Origin of the sequence: Methylomicrobium lacus LW14 (assembly GCF_000527095.1) — a bacterium.
GTDB classification, from domain to species: Bacteria; Pseudomonadota; Gammaproteobacteria; order Methylococcales; family Methylomonadaceae; genus Methylomicrobium; species Methylomicrobium lacus.
Window position 1 is genome coordinate 1632700 of record NZ_AZUN01000001.1, and the last position, 14246, is coordinate 1646945.

Consider the following 14246-nt stretch of genomic DNA (forward strand, 5'->3'; position numbering starts at 1 on the left):
AGGGCGCGCCCAGATCAGACTTTGTTGGTGGAAATCTTTTTGGTCACGGCCTTATAGGTGCCCTTAGGCATGATGTTTTCGACACTTTGCCGTTGCACCTGGATGAATACATTGTCGGAGACTTCGATTTTGACGAAATTGTCGCCCAGTTCGACGACCTTGCCCAAAATGCCGCCCGAGGTCACCACTTCGGCGCCTTTCTGCATTTTGGAGAGCATTTCTTTCTTTTCCTTGGCGCGTTTTGATTGTGGACGCAGGAACATGAAATAGAAGAACAGCAGGATGCCCAAGGGAAACAGCATGCCCTCGATGCCGGGCGCTTGTTGCGCGGCCGGCGCGGCGGCTGCCATCGCGTCGGAAATAAAGAAACTCATGATTTGCCTCGAAGAATTATTATACTAATGGTAAATCATCATATTATGCCATAACCGGCGCTGTTTTGCCTCGTCGCAGGTAAAATTCGCCGACAAAATTCTCCAGATCCTGCCTTTCGATCGCTTCGCGAATTTCCCCCATCAGACTCAGATAGTAATAAAGATTGTGTATCGTATTGAGCCGCGAGCCCAGCATTTCGCCGCATTTGTCCAGATGGCGAAGATAGGAACGGGAATAATTCCGGCAGGTATAACAGCCGCAGTCTTCGTCGAGCGGCCGCGTGTCGGCCTGATACTGGCTGTTCCGGATCTTGATCACGCCGAAACGGGTAAAGAGATGGCCGTTGCGCGCGTTGCGGGTCGGCATCACGCAATCGAACATGTCGATGCCGCGCCGGACCGCCTCGACCAGATCCTCCGGCGTGCCGACGCCCATCAGGTAACGCGGCTTGTCGGCCGGCATCTTCGGTGCCAAAAAATCCAAAGTCGCCATCATTTCTTCCTTCGGTTCGCCGACCGACAGCCCGCCGATCGCATAGCCGTCGAAGCCGATATCGACCAGGCCGGCGAGCGATTCGGTGCGCAAATGCTCGTACATACCGCCCTGCACGATGCCGAATAACGCCGACGGATTGTCGCCGTGCGCTTTCTTGCTGCGTTCGGCCCAGCGCAGCGACAATCGCATCGAATCGGCCGCCTGCTGCACGGTCGCGGGATACGGCGTGCATTCGTCGAAAATCATCACGATGTCCGAACCTAAATCCATCTGTACCTGCATCGACTCTTCCGGCCCCATGAAAATCTTGCTGCCGTCGATCGGCGAGCGGAAGGTCACGCCCTGTTCGGTAATCTTGCGCAGCGCACCGAGACTGAATACCTGAAAACCGCCGGAATCGGTCAGGATCGGCTTGTCCCAGCGCATGAACTCATGCAGGCTGCCGTGCGTCTTGATCACGTCCATGCCGGGTCTGAGCATCAAGTGAAAGGTGTTGCCGAGGATGATCTGGGCGCCGAGGCCGGTCAAATCCTCCGGCGTCAGCGATTTGACCGCGCCATAGGTGCCGACCGGCATGAAGATCGGCGTTTCGACCACGCCGCGCTGAAAAACCAGACGGCCGCGACGGGCGGCGCCGTCGGTGCTGAGTAATTTGAATTCCATGAAAAAATAATGACTGCGAATGGGACGGGGATGAAACCCGAAGACAATTAAAGCCCGCCAGTATAATCGGAATTCGCCGATTTCTTAATGCCGCGTTGCAATTTTCACCTGCATGCTTCCCTCATAACATCAGGAAGCAACCCTTTTGTCGGCTTGCTTTCAAAAATTCCGGCTTGAGCTAAACGGCCGGGTAATACGCCCCAAGAGCTCCGTCCACAGGCTTAAGCGCTCGGAACCGCCGACCTGCTGCCCCATGCCTTGCTGCTTGGCTAGCCAGAGTCCGCCCGCGTTGAAGCTGTAAACGGGCACTAAGTCGGTGCGTTCGACCGACGGCAGGATCACCGGCACGATATTGTCGAGCACCAGACTGGCCGCGCCGCCATCGCATTGGTAATCCAACACCATGTGCGGCTTGTTCAGCGTCAGCGATTTGACATAGGTCAATCGCAAACACTGATCAGCGATACCCAGCTCCTTCAGCGTAAAATATTTGCCGATCGAAAAATCTTCGCAATCGCCGCCGTTGGTGACCAAGGTTTCTATCGGAGTCGCCCAATAATCTTCCCGGTGCCAATGCACGCTGTCATCTTCGAACTTCAGCCGGTTAAACCATTGATTGGCGATATTGAGCTTTTCCGTAACCGGTTGCGATTGATTGTCTGCAATCGCATGCCGCCAGGACTGGACGCGTTCGCGCGCCTCGACCCCGAAACGCGCTTCGATAGCCTGCAATTCTTCCGAGGAGATGCCGGGCGCTTCGGGCAATGAGCGGCAGCCTGGAAGCAATATCAGAACTATAATCAGTGCAAAAATAGGCATATGGCTATACCAACGACAGGGAGAATGCTGTTTTTTCATTTTACGATTGCATTACAGTGATTCGCGCCACTCAAAAACGGCTTTATCCAAGCCTGGACAGGGTTGGAAGCCCGTCCAGGCGCAACAAAATCAAAAGCCTAAAAGCCGCGTTTTTACCGTGGTGGAAACCAAATCGAATGATTCGTTATTTTTGGTCACTGTCTTTGTTTTTACCTTGCAGGTGATTTCTAATTGGCCGACAAATTCGACTCCATCGACGCTCAACGTGACATCTTCATTTAACATCTCCCCATCACCCGCCTGGTCACAGTAATCTGCAAAAGCTCTGGAGCCATATTCGTCAAAATCCCCCACCTTGCTTTTTCCTGCTATTTTCAGAACAATGCCTTTTAATCCCCCACTGACGTTGACCTGTTCAGGTATAACGGTCTTGGAGCGTTCACAGGAATCATCCAGGCATTCGTCATAGGTTTCCAGCCATTTTGCGGCTATTTTTGTGCTGGTCAGGGTGGGGTTGTCGGCGTCGGCTAACGTGCCTGAAAATGAATAATCACCCACGCTAATTTCGATGGGCGTGTCCTCGGTGAGGTCTTCCCAAAATACCCCGTTATCTTCGAATGTCGCGCTAGATATTTTTGCCGTGACATTGAATTTTCCCACAGTTTCCACGGTACACTCATCACCAGACCCTGTGCATTTCAACTTATCATTCAGTGACTCGGTCATAGAGAGGGTATCTGCATAAACGGATGCGTTGAAGATAGCAGCCAGCAAGCAGGATTTTAACAAAAAATGTTTCATACAATTTTCTCCTCAAAAAAAAATAAAAACGCTGGCTCCGGCCGGGATATTCAATCCGGTAGGAATTTTCCATTGTGCTTTTTGATGAATGCAGCAAAGACCGAAAATATTTTTAAGATTTATTTAATAGAGTTTAACACTTGCCAACAAAGCCACTCGACGAAGACCAAGAAATGAGAACAAAAGCACACTAGGAAAGCTAGGCTTCCGACGTACGGATTTATCGCGCCGCAGTACAGATTTTGGATGGGGAATCCGGCAAGCGGGATTATGGATTTGTCCAGCGAGCGCTGATAACAAGCCGAATAATCTAACTCTTTAATAGAGCTGATTTACGATGTTCGATGCTAGGGAATTAGGGTGCGAAAGTTACCCTCGCCGAGAACGAACCAGGTCAGGGTTATTTTTGCTCTGCAACGACTTTAGTGCAGGTACCAATCAACGGCGCAGTCAACATCGCGGTGATGATGCCGACCGCAACGGTAAACCCAAACGCATGCACGATCTCGGTCGAACTGACCGCGAGCAAGCCGAAGGACAGCAGGGTCGTCAGGCCGGACAGGGTCACCGCCAGCGAGGTACTGGTACGCCTTTCGCCGGCCAGGAAAAAGAACGCAGCGTAGTCGACGCCGATGCCCAAGACCAACAGCAACGCGAACAGGTTGAACAGGCTGAACAATTGATTGAACCAGCCGGTCAGCGCGAGCGCGGTCAGCGCCGAGATCAGCGGAATGGACATCACTGTGACCGCGCCGCGCCGGCCGAATTTGAAGCACAAGCCGGCCAACACCAGCGCGAAGGCCGCAAACAGCAGCACGCTGGCCCTGACCCGGTAACGCGCGAACAATGAAGACAACTCTTCGACATGATCGACCCAGACGACGCCCGGCAGTGGCGGTAAAGACGCCAACGCGGCAAAGTCCTGAATTTGGCTCAGGGCCACGATGCCTGAACAGCGCTCTTTTGCGCAGCCGAGCCATAATGACCGCTCGCCTTCGTCGGCCATGGCAAGCCAGTCTTCCAGCTTCAGCGTGTTGGGTTCGGCCTCAATAAAGGCTTTCGCTTCGGCGGCGATCGCGGCGCGGTCGAAGCCGAGATCGTTCATGTAATGCCCGGCCAGACCCGAGTCAAAAAGCGTATGCTTCACCAAGCGGTAATTGTTTTGCTGAGTCGCAGGATCGGGCCAGTAACGGCTGAGAGCTTCGTAAGATTTCAGCGCCTTGCTCTGTACCAATGCATCGAGCTTTTCGAGCAACTGTTGTTCGTTGCGATGCCATTCCTGCTGATCCTTGCCCGAAACCAGAAAAAACTGGCTATCCCGAACCTGCAAAAGCCGGCTGATTTTTTCGGCGCTTTGCAGCAATGCCGGCGGCGCGGACTGGAGCAGGCGCACGTCGTCGCGCGGCGTCAATTTCCAGATGCCGCCGGCCAGCACGACCAGCAGCAAAGGCGCCAGCCAGCGGCGATTGTTAACCACCCAGGCCGGCCAGTCCCGTTCCCAAAGCACGGCCAGCTTTAACAACGCCGGTTCATGCGCAAACTTAAAGCCGGTCAACAGCAGCGGAAACAACAGCACCACGGTCAACCAGGCCGCGAACAGGCCGACCGCGGAAAACAACGCGACTTCCTGGAGACCCGGAAACGGCGAAAAACCAAGGCCCGCGTAGCTCAACAGATTGCTGACCAGCCCCAAAAACAGCGCCGGAAAAATCGCGGCGAGTCCCTTGCGCGGATTCCAGTCCCGCTCGCCGAAACTGTCGCAGAGATAATGCTGCGCATAATCATCGACCACACCGATCAAACTCGCGCCGAACACCAGCGTGATGATGTGAATCTTGCCGAATACCCAAACGCTGACGATCAACGCGGCGGCGAGGCCGCTCGCGATCGCGGTCGCCGACAGCAGCAGCGGCCTGACGCTGCGAAACGTGAACCCAAACAATAAAATGATGCCGATGCTGGAGCCGACGCCGACCGTCGAGATTTCCTGCTTGGCCGACTCCGCCCCATAAGCGGTGAACAGAGGCAAGCCCGAAACCAGCAACTCGCCGCCGGCCTTTTGCATCGCAGCCGCCGCGTTTCGGCTCAGTTGCAGCAGGTTTTCGAGCTTTTCGAGCGGCAATTGGCTGTTGTCGAGATCGGTCAGCAGTAGCGCCCAAACCTTTTGCCCATCCCTAAGCACCACGACGCCCTGCTCCAGACTCAGATTGCCCGGTTTTTGCGAACTTATCATACGTCCGAACAGCAGCAGGGGGTCGCGTTCGAGCATCGCCGCCTGCATCTGGCCGACCGGGCTGTAGAGCATCTCAAGGTTCTGGTCGAGCAAGGCCTGAGGATTCGTCTCCAGCAATTTGCGCGTAGGCGCATCGAGCCATTGATAGCGGTAAGCGAAAAGCCGCTTGTACTGGTTGACGGCCTGATCCTGTGCCACTTCAAACATGATGTTGCCGAACAGTCCGCTGTCCCTGACCTGCCGTTCAAGCTGCCTGGCATTCGCGATCGCAACCTCCGCGCTGGCCGCGCCGCTGAGCCAGATCACCTTGCGGTTGAGCAATTGATTATGCCGCTCGATCGCCTCGGCAACTTCGGGGCGTTGTTCGATTTTCGGCAACAGTGCCAGAAAGCCGGTTTCGAGCCAGTCCCGGCTCAGCGTTTCGAGGCCTAGCACGCCGAGCAGCAGCATCCCGAGCAGCCAGATTCCGGCGCTAACGCGGGGATGATAAACGTTCAAAATCGGCTTCCTGTGTGGGCGTCAAAGCCTCGGGATGGGTGATGTGCTCGAAGATGATGCGGGTCAGATTGCCGTTCGCCTCGCGGATGTCGAGCCGTTGCAGTTCCTTGTCGCCGCTCAACTGCATGCCGGTGATGATCTTTTGCAGCATGGCATCCTTCGGCTGCAATTGCAGCTGCCATGCACCCTGGCCGTTCGTGCCGGCAATCGCGAAGCCTTCGTTCATTGCTTGCAAATCGCCGCCGAACATCGCGGTAAACACCCGGCCGAAGGCGGGCGGCAAGGCCTGTTCGCCCTGCGTCGTCAATAAACGCGTCTGGTTGACCAGCAGCAGCGAAGGCACCGGCGTCAGCGTCTGCCAGATCACACCCCGCTTGCGGTGATAGGTAAACGTGCCCGTCGAGATCAGCGGTTTTTTCAGGACCTTGATTGTTTTTTCCTGGCGGAAGCGGCCTTCGGTGATCTCGGTCTTGACCAGCCGCGCGCCGATATCGGCGAGCAGATCGGCCGCCAGAGCCCCCTGCCAGGGCAGCCATAATAAAAAAATAACAACCCACAATCTCACGGCGCCTTGACTCCCAGTTTTTCGAACAGTACCGGCGGCGACTCCAGGCACATTTCTTTATTTTGCATATCCACCGCGACCTGAATCGTATGCCCCTTGACCAGTTTGGCGCCGGTCAGCGCGTCGGTAATCAAATAATCGATCTTCAGGCGATTTTCCCATTCGGCGATGGCGGCCCTGACCTTTACGTTTTGCCCGAACACCGCGGATTTCACATAACGGATGCGCAGATCGATGATCGGCCAGGCATAACCCGAATCGCGCATCACAAAATAGTTGTAATCGATCCGGTCTAGCAAGGCGCAGCGGGCGATTTCGAAATATTTGGCGTAATGGCCGTGCCAGACGATTTCCATCATGTCGGCGTCGTGAAACGGGATCGATAAATCGATTTCGACGCTGTAGGCCGGTTTAGACATGGGGTTCAATCCAGAGTAAGGCATTCATCAGTGCAGATCGACTATTCAAAAACGGGCAAGCAGGTGGAGGAGATCAGGAAAAACACGGGTTATTGTAAGTGAATTTTATCGGGATAGGCCAAAAAGTCATGCCGGCTTGCAAAAAATTCCGCCCAACTTGCAAATCGTCAAGGCGTCGCGTTCACGATGCATTGACCCGCTATCCCTCCCCCGCCGCTTTGGCGTACCGGCTTCGGTCAAAAACCAGCTACATTATTTTTGCTGTGGTCTTTAGCTAAATTTATGGTTAACATACGCGCGGGTGAATAACCTAATTTATAAGTCTTTCTACTCGTGAAAGACTGAACAGCAGTGTTTGCTCGGGATATAGATGACTTTGAAATAAGTAAACTGTACATAAGGCGCCATCTGCAACTTTATATAAAGAAAGGTATTAAATGAAATTTGTTGTTTCCTACCCCCAAACCAATTGGGAATACGCAAAATTTAGATTTGATCGGATTGTAAAAGGCAAGGATAGATCAAACGAGGTTTTCAAAGGAGAACCCGGGGGGAAAATTCAACTTCTGGAGCACCAGGGCGAGTTGGGCAAAATTAAACTGCTGGAGGAAATTTATCCGGTCAAACCCTTCGGAATGGAATTCGTAGAGGGTGAAGGCTTGTATTTTATCCGCGGATTGCCCTGCGCCGAAGATGGCGTGCCAGGCGACGAACATATTGCCAGGCTGAACGCCCAGGGTGAAATCGATCTGGAAATCCGCAGCCCCTGGTTTTCGCAGTTGCGTTCGCTGCGCCGGACGGCAAACGGCCTATTGGTGACGTCCAGCGGCGTCGATGCGATCCTGGAAGTCAATCTGGCGGGGGAGATCATTTGGTCCTGGTGGGCCACCGAAAGCGGCTATGCCAACGCCTATGGCGGCGGCGTCAGAAGCATCGATAAAACCATGGATCATCGACTCAAATGTTATTCGGGCAAATTACAGACGACCCATTTGAACTCCGCGATCACCGACCCGTATGATCCCAATAAAATTTTGACTATCCTGTTTTATCAGGGCGCCGTTGCGCGTATAGACAAAAAATCACTGGCCCTTGACCTTGTGATCAGCGGCTTGAGCGGAGCGCATCATATCCGCAAGCATTCAAAAGGCTATATGCTGTCAAACTCACGGAAAGGCGAAGTGCTGATTTACGATCACGGTTTTCAATTGATTGATCGCATTCAAGGGACCAGCTCATGGTTCCCGGTCAAATGGGTTCAGGACGCCATTGAAATGCCCGGAGGGCGCTCGCATTTGATAGCCGACTGCAATACCTTCAACTTGCGCGAACGCGACTTGAATGGCAAGGAGAAAAAATTCAACACCCACATGCCGAACCGAATCTTTCAAATTGAACCCGTTTCCGATGCTTTTTCGTTTAAAGGGTTTAAAAGCAGCGGGCTATCTTGAAAAGATCGTAGAGCAGACATCGTGCCTGCCGACTTATTGCTGAGCACTTATTGAAATTTACGTTAAAATAATCTTGCAATAAGCTGAATTGTTTAACCTAATAACTCTTGCTTAGATACTTCCAAAGAGGGGGAATGTATGTTAACTCGTAAAACCATCATTACGGCGGGCCTGACTTCGCTGCTCAGCCTGCAAATGGCTATCGCAGATGACGAGACTAAACAAACCGAAGACTGGCTGAAAGCCGCGCAGAATCCATTGATTCCGGTGTTTAGCGTTCCCTTGGAATACACGCATCATGGCGGCGCGGAGAACGGCGATGTATCGATCGGCAGTATCAAGCCCATCATCCCCGTGTCGCTCGGCGACTGGAACATGATCAATCAGTTATCGTTGAACTTCATGGGTACTCCGGGTCCTGTCCACGGCATCGCCGAGTTGCCGGAGCCCTATCCGGGTTCAGGGGTATCGGGTCTTGGCGATACGAGTCTGACATCGCTATTTTCGCCGGCAAGTTCCGGTGATTTTCATTGGGGTTTCGGGCCTGCTTTCGTGTTTCCAACCGACACGCGTTTCGGTGACACTGAAGATCATAGCGCGCGGCAACTGGGCAGCGGCAAATTCAGCGTGGGTCCTGCCATGATGGTTGTGACCCAGCCGGGCCCCTGGACCTTGGGATTTAAATCAAGACAGATATGGTCCGTATTCGGCAATGACTCCCGTGAAAGCGTCAGTCAGCTGATCTTAGAGCCCTTCGCGAACTACAATATCGGCCAAGGCTGGTACTTGACCACCGACATGGACACGATTGCGAACTGGAATTCTCACTCCGATAATCGCTGGACAGTTCCGGTCGGCGCCGGCGTGGGCAAATTATTCAACCTGGGCAATTTTGCGGTTAACACCAAATTGGAAGGTTACTACAACGCCGTAAGGCCCGATGCAGCGCCCGACTGGTCAGCGAACTTCACCGTACAATTCATGCTGCCCAAGCTTTATTGATTTTTTAATCAACCTTGACGAGAGGAATGGTTTATTTTTCAATATCCCCTTGATTGATGAAAGGATTCGATGATTAACCCTGCCCCGAGTTTAAGCGCGATGCCATCGCCTGCCCGAATTCTGGTCATTGGCCCATCCTGGGTCGGCGACATGGTGATGGCGCAGAGTCTGTTGATCGCCCTGAAACGGCGCCACCCTCACGCCCAAATCGATGTTCTGGCTCCCGTCTGGACCTTTGCGTTATTGGATAAAATGCCCGAAGTCTCCCGGGCGCTGGCCATGCCGCCGCTCGCGCGCGGACAGTTCGGTTTAAGGGCGCGCATCAAGCTCGGCAAAAGCTTGCGCGCTCATCGCTATGATCAAGCGATTTTGTTGCCCAATACCTGGAAATCCGCCCTGATCCCGCTTTTTGCCCACATCCCGTTAAGAACCGGCTATACCGGCGAGTGCCGCTGGGGGCTGCTTAACGACGTGCGCCGACTGGATAAGACGGTGTTGACACAAACCGTACAACGTTTCGTCGCCCTGGCGGAATCCTCGGAGCCCTCCACCGCGCCCGAATGCCCGGCGCCGCAGCTTCGAGTCAACGCCGAAAGCTGGCAACAAGCCGTAGAAAAATTTACCTTACAGACGCAAGGCAAGCTATTGGCGTTATGCCCAGGCGCCGAATACGGCGATGCCAAACGCTGGCCCGCGGCCCATTATGCCGAACTCGCGCGCCTGAAACATCAGGAAGGCTGGCAAGTCTGGCTGTTCGGTTCGCCCAAGGACTCCCCGGTCGCCGCCGAGATCAATCGGCTTAGCCACGATGCCTGCATCGATTTGACCGGCAAAACCAGCCTCGGCGAAGCGGTCGATTTATTATCGCTGGCGGATATGGTGGTCAGTAATGATTCCGGCTTAATGCATGTGGCCGCGGCTTTAAATAAAAAATTGATCGCGATTTATGGCTCATCCGACCCGTACTTTACGCCGCCGCTGAGCGCAAATGCGCGAATCATCAGCCTGAATCTGGACTGCTCGCCCTGTTTTAAACGCGAATGTCCGTTAGGGCACCTGCATTGCCTGGTCAATATCACGCCTCAACAGATCATTCAGGCAATGCAGGCGTTGCCTGCTTGAGTCTGCGTAATCCCATGCTATTTCCCATACGACTCACGGTCTGTCCAGGCTTGCATGTCCAAGGCGGTTGGTTTAGACTCCGGCGATACTGAATACCCGGCAGGGTTATTCGAACAATCATGTCGTTTTTTTGCAAATAGGTGTCTTGTGCGATTTTTCCGAATGCAGCCCCCAGAATACGGTTCCGACAGCCAGAACTTGGCGATCAACGGTAATCTGGAATATGTTTACCGTTTTCCCGGCGTCAGCTGTAATGCCTGTAATGCGACCTACGGCGGCAGCCGCATTCTTGCGCTCGAAGCGCCGCCGCAAATCCAGAACGACCCGCGCTTTAGAAGCCGCTGGCCGGTTTCGGAACAGGAACATGCGGCGATGCAGCAGGAAGTCGCCTCTTATCTCGATGCCGACTGCGCGGCCTTCGAGACCTTCAAGCCCGGCGACAATTTCCAGCCCGCCTACTACGACAGCCAGGCGGTCCCCAATACCGACTTTTTATGGCCGAACATCCGCAGTTTCGTCGTGTCGGAACGGATGAAGCGGATCGTGTTCGATGAGCTGGTCGGCGACGTCGAAATCGTTCCGATCAGGCCCCGTAAAATCGGCAAACGCAACGGCACCGCGCTGCCCGCCGCCCTTGATTCCGGGCATCCGGAAAATGAAATTCACGCGCCGGAAACGCTGATCGAACCCTATTACCAGATTCTGGTGCGCTCGGCATCGGATTACCCGAAAGGCGGCGCGCCGATTTCGGTATGCCCGGTCTGCAAACACGAAGCGTTCAATGACGAAAAACGCGAATTGGTCATGCACGAGGAGATGTGGCGCGGACAGCCGATCTTTTTACTCAGAACGACGCTGTATGTCATCGTGACCGAAGCGCTGGCCGAAAAAATCCAAAAGGCCGGCGCGACCAATGTCGATTTCGCGCCGGTTTAGGGCCACCTCGCTTCCAGATCCAGGCGGCAAACGGCTTTCAGGAATACAAAGCAGTCCGCCGGCATTCAACAACGTTTCACCGCCGTCTGCGCCGGCGCCAGACCACAAAGCCGGTACCGAGCAGACAAAGCGGCAGCACGATCAGGAAACCGAAGCCGATCACCGAGATGCTGGCCGTCGTCAGCTTCAGGCTCCGGTCGGGCGCGGTTTTGGCCGGGATGTCGATGAAGCGATCGTCGTGGATCAACCAGTTGACGATCCTGAGGCCCATGTCCAGATTGCCGGCATTGCCGATGTAAGTGTTCGCGAGAAAATCGCCGTCGCCGATTACAACGATACGCTGCTGGGTGTTAGCGTCCAGATTGCGCGTCAAGGCATAGCCCAGCGTGATCGGCCCCTGCTTTTCGGCGCCGTCCGGCTCGAAGCGGATCGTGCCGGTCAAAGACCCGATTACCAGATTCTGGTGCGCTCGGCATCGGATTACCCGAAAGGCGGCGCGCCGATTTCGGTATGCCCGGTCTGCAAACACGAAGCGTTCAATGACGAAAAACGCGAATTGGTCATGCACGAGGAGATGTGGCGCGGACAGCCGATCTTTTTACTCAGAACGACGCTGTATGTCATCGTGACCGAAGCGCTGGCCGAAAAAATCCAAAAGGCCGGCGCGACCAATGTCGATTTCGCGCCGGTTTAGGGCCACCTCGCTTCCAGATCCAGGCGGCAAACGGCTTTCAGGAATACAAAGCAGTCCGCCGGCATTCAACAACGTTTCACCGCCGTCTGCGCCGGCGCCAGACCACAAAGCCGGTACCGAGCAGACAAAGCGGCAGCACGATCAGGAAACCGAAGCCGATCACCGAGATGCTGGCCGTCGTCAGCTTCAGGCTCCGGTCGGGCGCGGTTTTGGCCGGGATGTCGATGAAGCGATCGTCGTGGATCAACCAGTTGACGATCCTGAGGCCCATGTCCAGATTGCCGGCATTGCCGATGTAAGTGTTCGCGAGAAAATCGCCGTCGCCGATTACAACGATACGCTGCTGGGTGTTAGCGTCCAGATTGCGCGTCAAGGCATAGCCCAGCGTGATCGGCCCCTGCTTTTCGGCGCCGTCCGGCTCGAAGCGGATCGTGCCGGTCAAAGACCCGGTTTCGGTCCAGGACTCGGCGCCACTGTTCAGCAACGGGACGCTTTCGTATGCGATATCCGCGTCGATGTCGAAGCCGGCCGCGCCGGGATAGACCGACAGCGTCTGGAAGTTGCGGGTGATCGGATGGTGGTTGTATTCGCTGACGATCACGAAGCTCGGGTCGTCGATGCCGGCCTGCTTGGCGGCCTTGTCGACGATCTGGCCGGGCAAGGGATGGATGCCGAGTGCGGACCAGATAAAGTCCAGCGCCTGATTGCCGGGATCGGTCAGCAGCAACAGGTTGCCGCCGCGTTGAATATATTGTTTCACGATCTCGATTTCGCCGGGCAACAAGGCAACCGTCGGCGAGGCGATCACCAGCAGCGCGGAGTTGTTCGGTATCGCGGGCAGTTTGGCCAGATTGACCGTTTGCGCATTGATACGACGGCGCACCAGTTCCTTGCCGAAACGGTTCAGGTCGAAATTGGCCTCGCCTTCCGGCGAACGTTCGCCATGCCCGGTCAAAAAAGTGACCCAGCGATCTTCCGCATGCGACAGTTGCAGCAACGCATTGGTCAGCGTCGCCTCATCGATAAAGCTCAGTTTTTCGCTGCGCCCCTGATACTCGACCACGACCAGGCCTTCCTCGCCGATATTCAGCTCGCGGGCTTTTTCCGGCGCATGGTTCGGATCGATGAAGTCCAGTTTCAGGTCGGGCTTCAGGTGGGAATATCGGTCGACCAAATGCGCGATTTGCAGGCGGATCGGCAGGCCGCTTTTGATGTAGGCGGTGAGAGCGACCTTTCCCGGCATGGCCTGCAACAGCTTTTGGGTCGCCGGCGACAAGGTATTCGAGCGGGTCTGAGTCCAATCGGCCTGATAAGAATAACGCTCGGTCAGCCAGGCCGCAGCGCCGAGCGCACACAGCAAGACCCCCGTCGACAGCCGGTTTTTCAGGCGGATTTGTTGATGCACATGGCGCGTCAATTTCATTTTTGCAGACGGTCGTAATCGAGGCGGCGGATGCTCAGCACGATGAATAGGACGATGAACAGCAGAAAATAGCCGATGTCGGTGGTGCTGATCAGGCCGCTCTGAATGTTCTGAAAATGGCGCAATAGCGACAGATACTCGAAGAAATAGGCGCGCTGATCGCCCATGCCGGCAGACCAGTCCAAAATCCACAGCAGGAGCAGCAAGCCAAAGGCGCTGATCGCCGCGATCGTCGGATGCCCCGCGATGCAGGAGGTATAGAGCCCTGTCGCCGCGAAGGCGGCGGCCAACAGCGTCAGCGCCAGCAGGCTGGCGGCGAATTTGCCCAGATCCAGATCGCCGCCGACCAGCAAGGACAACGGCATCAACGCGGTCAGCACGACCATGATCAACAAGAGGCCGACGACGCCGAGATATTTTCCGACCACGATGTCAAAATTGGAAATCGGCGCGGACAACAACAGCGCGAGCGTTTTATTCCGGCGCTCCTCGGTGACCAGCCGCATCGTCAACAGCGGCGTGACCAAGAGCAGAATGATGCCCGCATTGCCGAACAACGGCGTCACGACGATGTCGGTCAGTCCCGGCGCGTTGTCGAGCCCGGCCAGTTTCGGTTGCAGCATGTTGAAGGTTTCGACCTGGGTCAGAAACAGAAAGGCCAGTATCACCTGCAAAATCGCGAGCAGCGTCCAGGCCAGCGGTGACAAAAACAAGGACTTGAATTCGCGGGCGGCGATCGTGAAAGCCATT

At 55.1% G+C, this 14246-nt stretch carries 15 protein-coding genes; 5 read left to right on the forward strand and 10 right to left on the reverse strand.

The window, feature by feature from the left end:
- Positions 1-14: 14 nt before the first annotated feature.
- The 7 genes from yajC to METLA_RS0107370 form a co-directional block, all read right to left on the reverse strand.
- Positions 15-374: a preprotein translocase subunit YajC gene (yajC, locus tag METLA_RS0107340; RefSeq protein ID WP_024297922.1), complete on the reverse strand. Its 360-nt coding sequence runs from the start codon at positions 372-374 to the stop codon at positions 15-17.
- Between the two features lie 43 nt (positions 375-417).
- On the reverse strand, positions 418-1533 hold the full coding sequence (tgt, locus tag METLA_RS0107345) for a tRNA guanosine(34) transglycosylase Tgt (protein ID WP_024297923.1): 1116 nt from the start codon (positions 1531-1533) through the stop codon (positions 418-420).
- 159 nt (positions 1534-1692) lie between these two features.
- The gene (locus METLA_RS0107350; protein WP_245598752.1) at positions 1693-2298 is read right to left on the reverse strand and encodes a transglutaminase-like cysteine peptidase; all 606 of its coding nucleotides are present in this window, start codon (positions 2296-2298) and stop codon (positions 1693-1695) included.
- A gap of 183 nt (positions 2299-2481) precedes the next feature.
- Entirely contained in the window at positions 2482-3153 is a 672-nt protein-coding gene (locus METLA_RS0107355; protein ID WP_024297925.1) for a hypothetical protein, read from the reverse strand.
- A 400-nt stretch (positions 3154-3553) separates the two neighbouring features.
- Positions 3554-5884 (reverse strand): MMPL family transporter, encoded by a 2331-nt coding sequence (locus METLA_RS0107360; protein ID WP_029646503.1) that lies wholly within the window; start codon positions 5882-5884, stop codon positions 3554-3556.
- Complete coding sequence (locus METLA_RS0107365) at positions 5859-6449, reverse strand: LolA family protein (RefSeq protein ID WP_245598753.1); 591 nt, start codon at positions 6447-6449, stop codon at positions 5859-5861. The genes METLA_RS0107360 and METLA_RS0107365 overlap by 26 nt, the downstream gene beginning before the upstream one ends.
- Positions 6446-6868, reverse strand: coding sequence for an acyl-CoA thioesterase (locus METLA_RS0107370; protein ID WP_024297928.1), 423 nt, complete (start codon positions 6866-6868; stop codon positions 6446-6448). The genes METLA_RS0107365 and METLA_RS0107370 overlap by 4 nt, the downstream gene beginning before the upstream one ends.
- Positions 6869-7452: 584 nt before the next feature.
- Between METLA_RS0107370 and METLA_RS0107375 the strand changes: the two genes are divergently transcribed.
- The 4 genes from METLA_RS0107375 (at position 7453) to METLA_RS0107390 (ending at position 11379) form a co-directional block, all read left to right on the forward strand.
- Entirely contained in the window at positions 7453-8319 is an 867-nt protein-coding gene (locus tag METLA_RS0107375; RefSeq protein ID WP_245598754.1) for an RHS repeat protein, read from the forward strand.
- A 138-nt stretch (positions 8320-8457) separates the two neighbouring features.
- Positions 8458-9321, forward strand: coding sequence for a transporter family protein (locus METLA_RS0107380; RefSeq protein WP_024297930.1), 864 nt, complete (start codon positions 8458-8460; stop codon positions 9319-9321).
- 99 nt (positions 9322-9420) lie between these two features.
- On the forward strand, positions 9421-10443 hold the full coding sequence (waaF, locus tag METLA_RS0107385; RefSeq protein WP_024297931.1) for a lipopolysaccharide heptosyltransferase II: 1023 nt from the start codon (positions 9421-9423) through the stop codon (positions 10441-10443).
- A 162-nt stretch (positions 10444-10605) separates the two neighbouring features.
- Positions 10606-11379 (forward strand): hypothetical protein, encoded by a 774-nt coding sequence (locus METLA_RS0107390; RefSeq protein WP_245598755.1) that lies wholly within the window; start codon positions 10606-10608, stop codon positions 11377-11379.
- A gap of 76 nt (positions 11380-11455) precedes the next feature.
- Here the strand turns inward: METLA_RS0107390 and METLA_RS0107395 are convergent, their stop codons facing one another.
- A complete protein-coding gene (locus METLA_RS0107395) occupies positions 11456-11821 on the reverse strand; it encodes a hypothetical protein (RefSeq protein ID WP_024297933.1) in 366 nt (121 codons plus the stop codon).
- A 21-nt stretch (positions 11822-11842) separates the two neighbouring features.
- On the opposite strand from METLA_RS0107395, the gene METLA_RS0107400 reads away from it, so the two are divergent.
- Positions 11843-12073, forward strand: a complete 231-nt coding sequence (locus METLA_RS0107400; protein ID WP_024297934.1) for a hypothetical protein — start codon at positions 11843-11845, stop codon at positions 12071-12073.
- A gap of 76 nt (positions 12074-12149) precedes the next feature.
- Here METLA_RS0107400 and METLA_RS0107405 read toward each other — a convergent pair whose 3' ends face one another.
- Both METLA_RS0107405 and METLA_RS0107410 read right to left on the reverse strand, forming a co-directional pair.
- The gene (locus METLA_RS0107405) at positions 12150-13496 is read right to left on the reverse strand and encodes a GldG family protein (protein WP_024297935.1); all 1347 of its coding nucleotides are present in this window, start codon (positions 13494-13496) and stop codon (positions 12150-12152) included.
- Entirely contained in the window at positions 13493-14245 is a 753-nt protein-coding gene (locus METLA_RS0107410; RefSeq protein ID WP_024297936.1) for an ABC transporter permease subunit, read from the reverse strand. Before METLA_RS0107410 ends, METLA_RS0107405 begins: the two co-directional genes overlap by 4 nt.
- Position 14246: the final 1 nt, after the last annotated feature.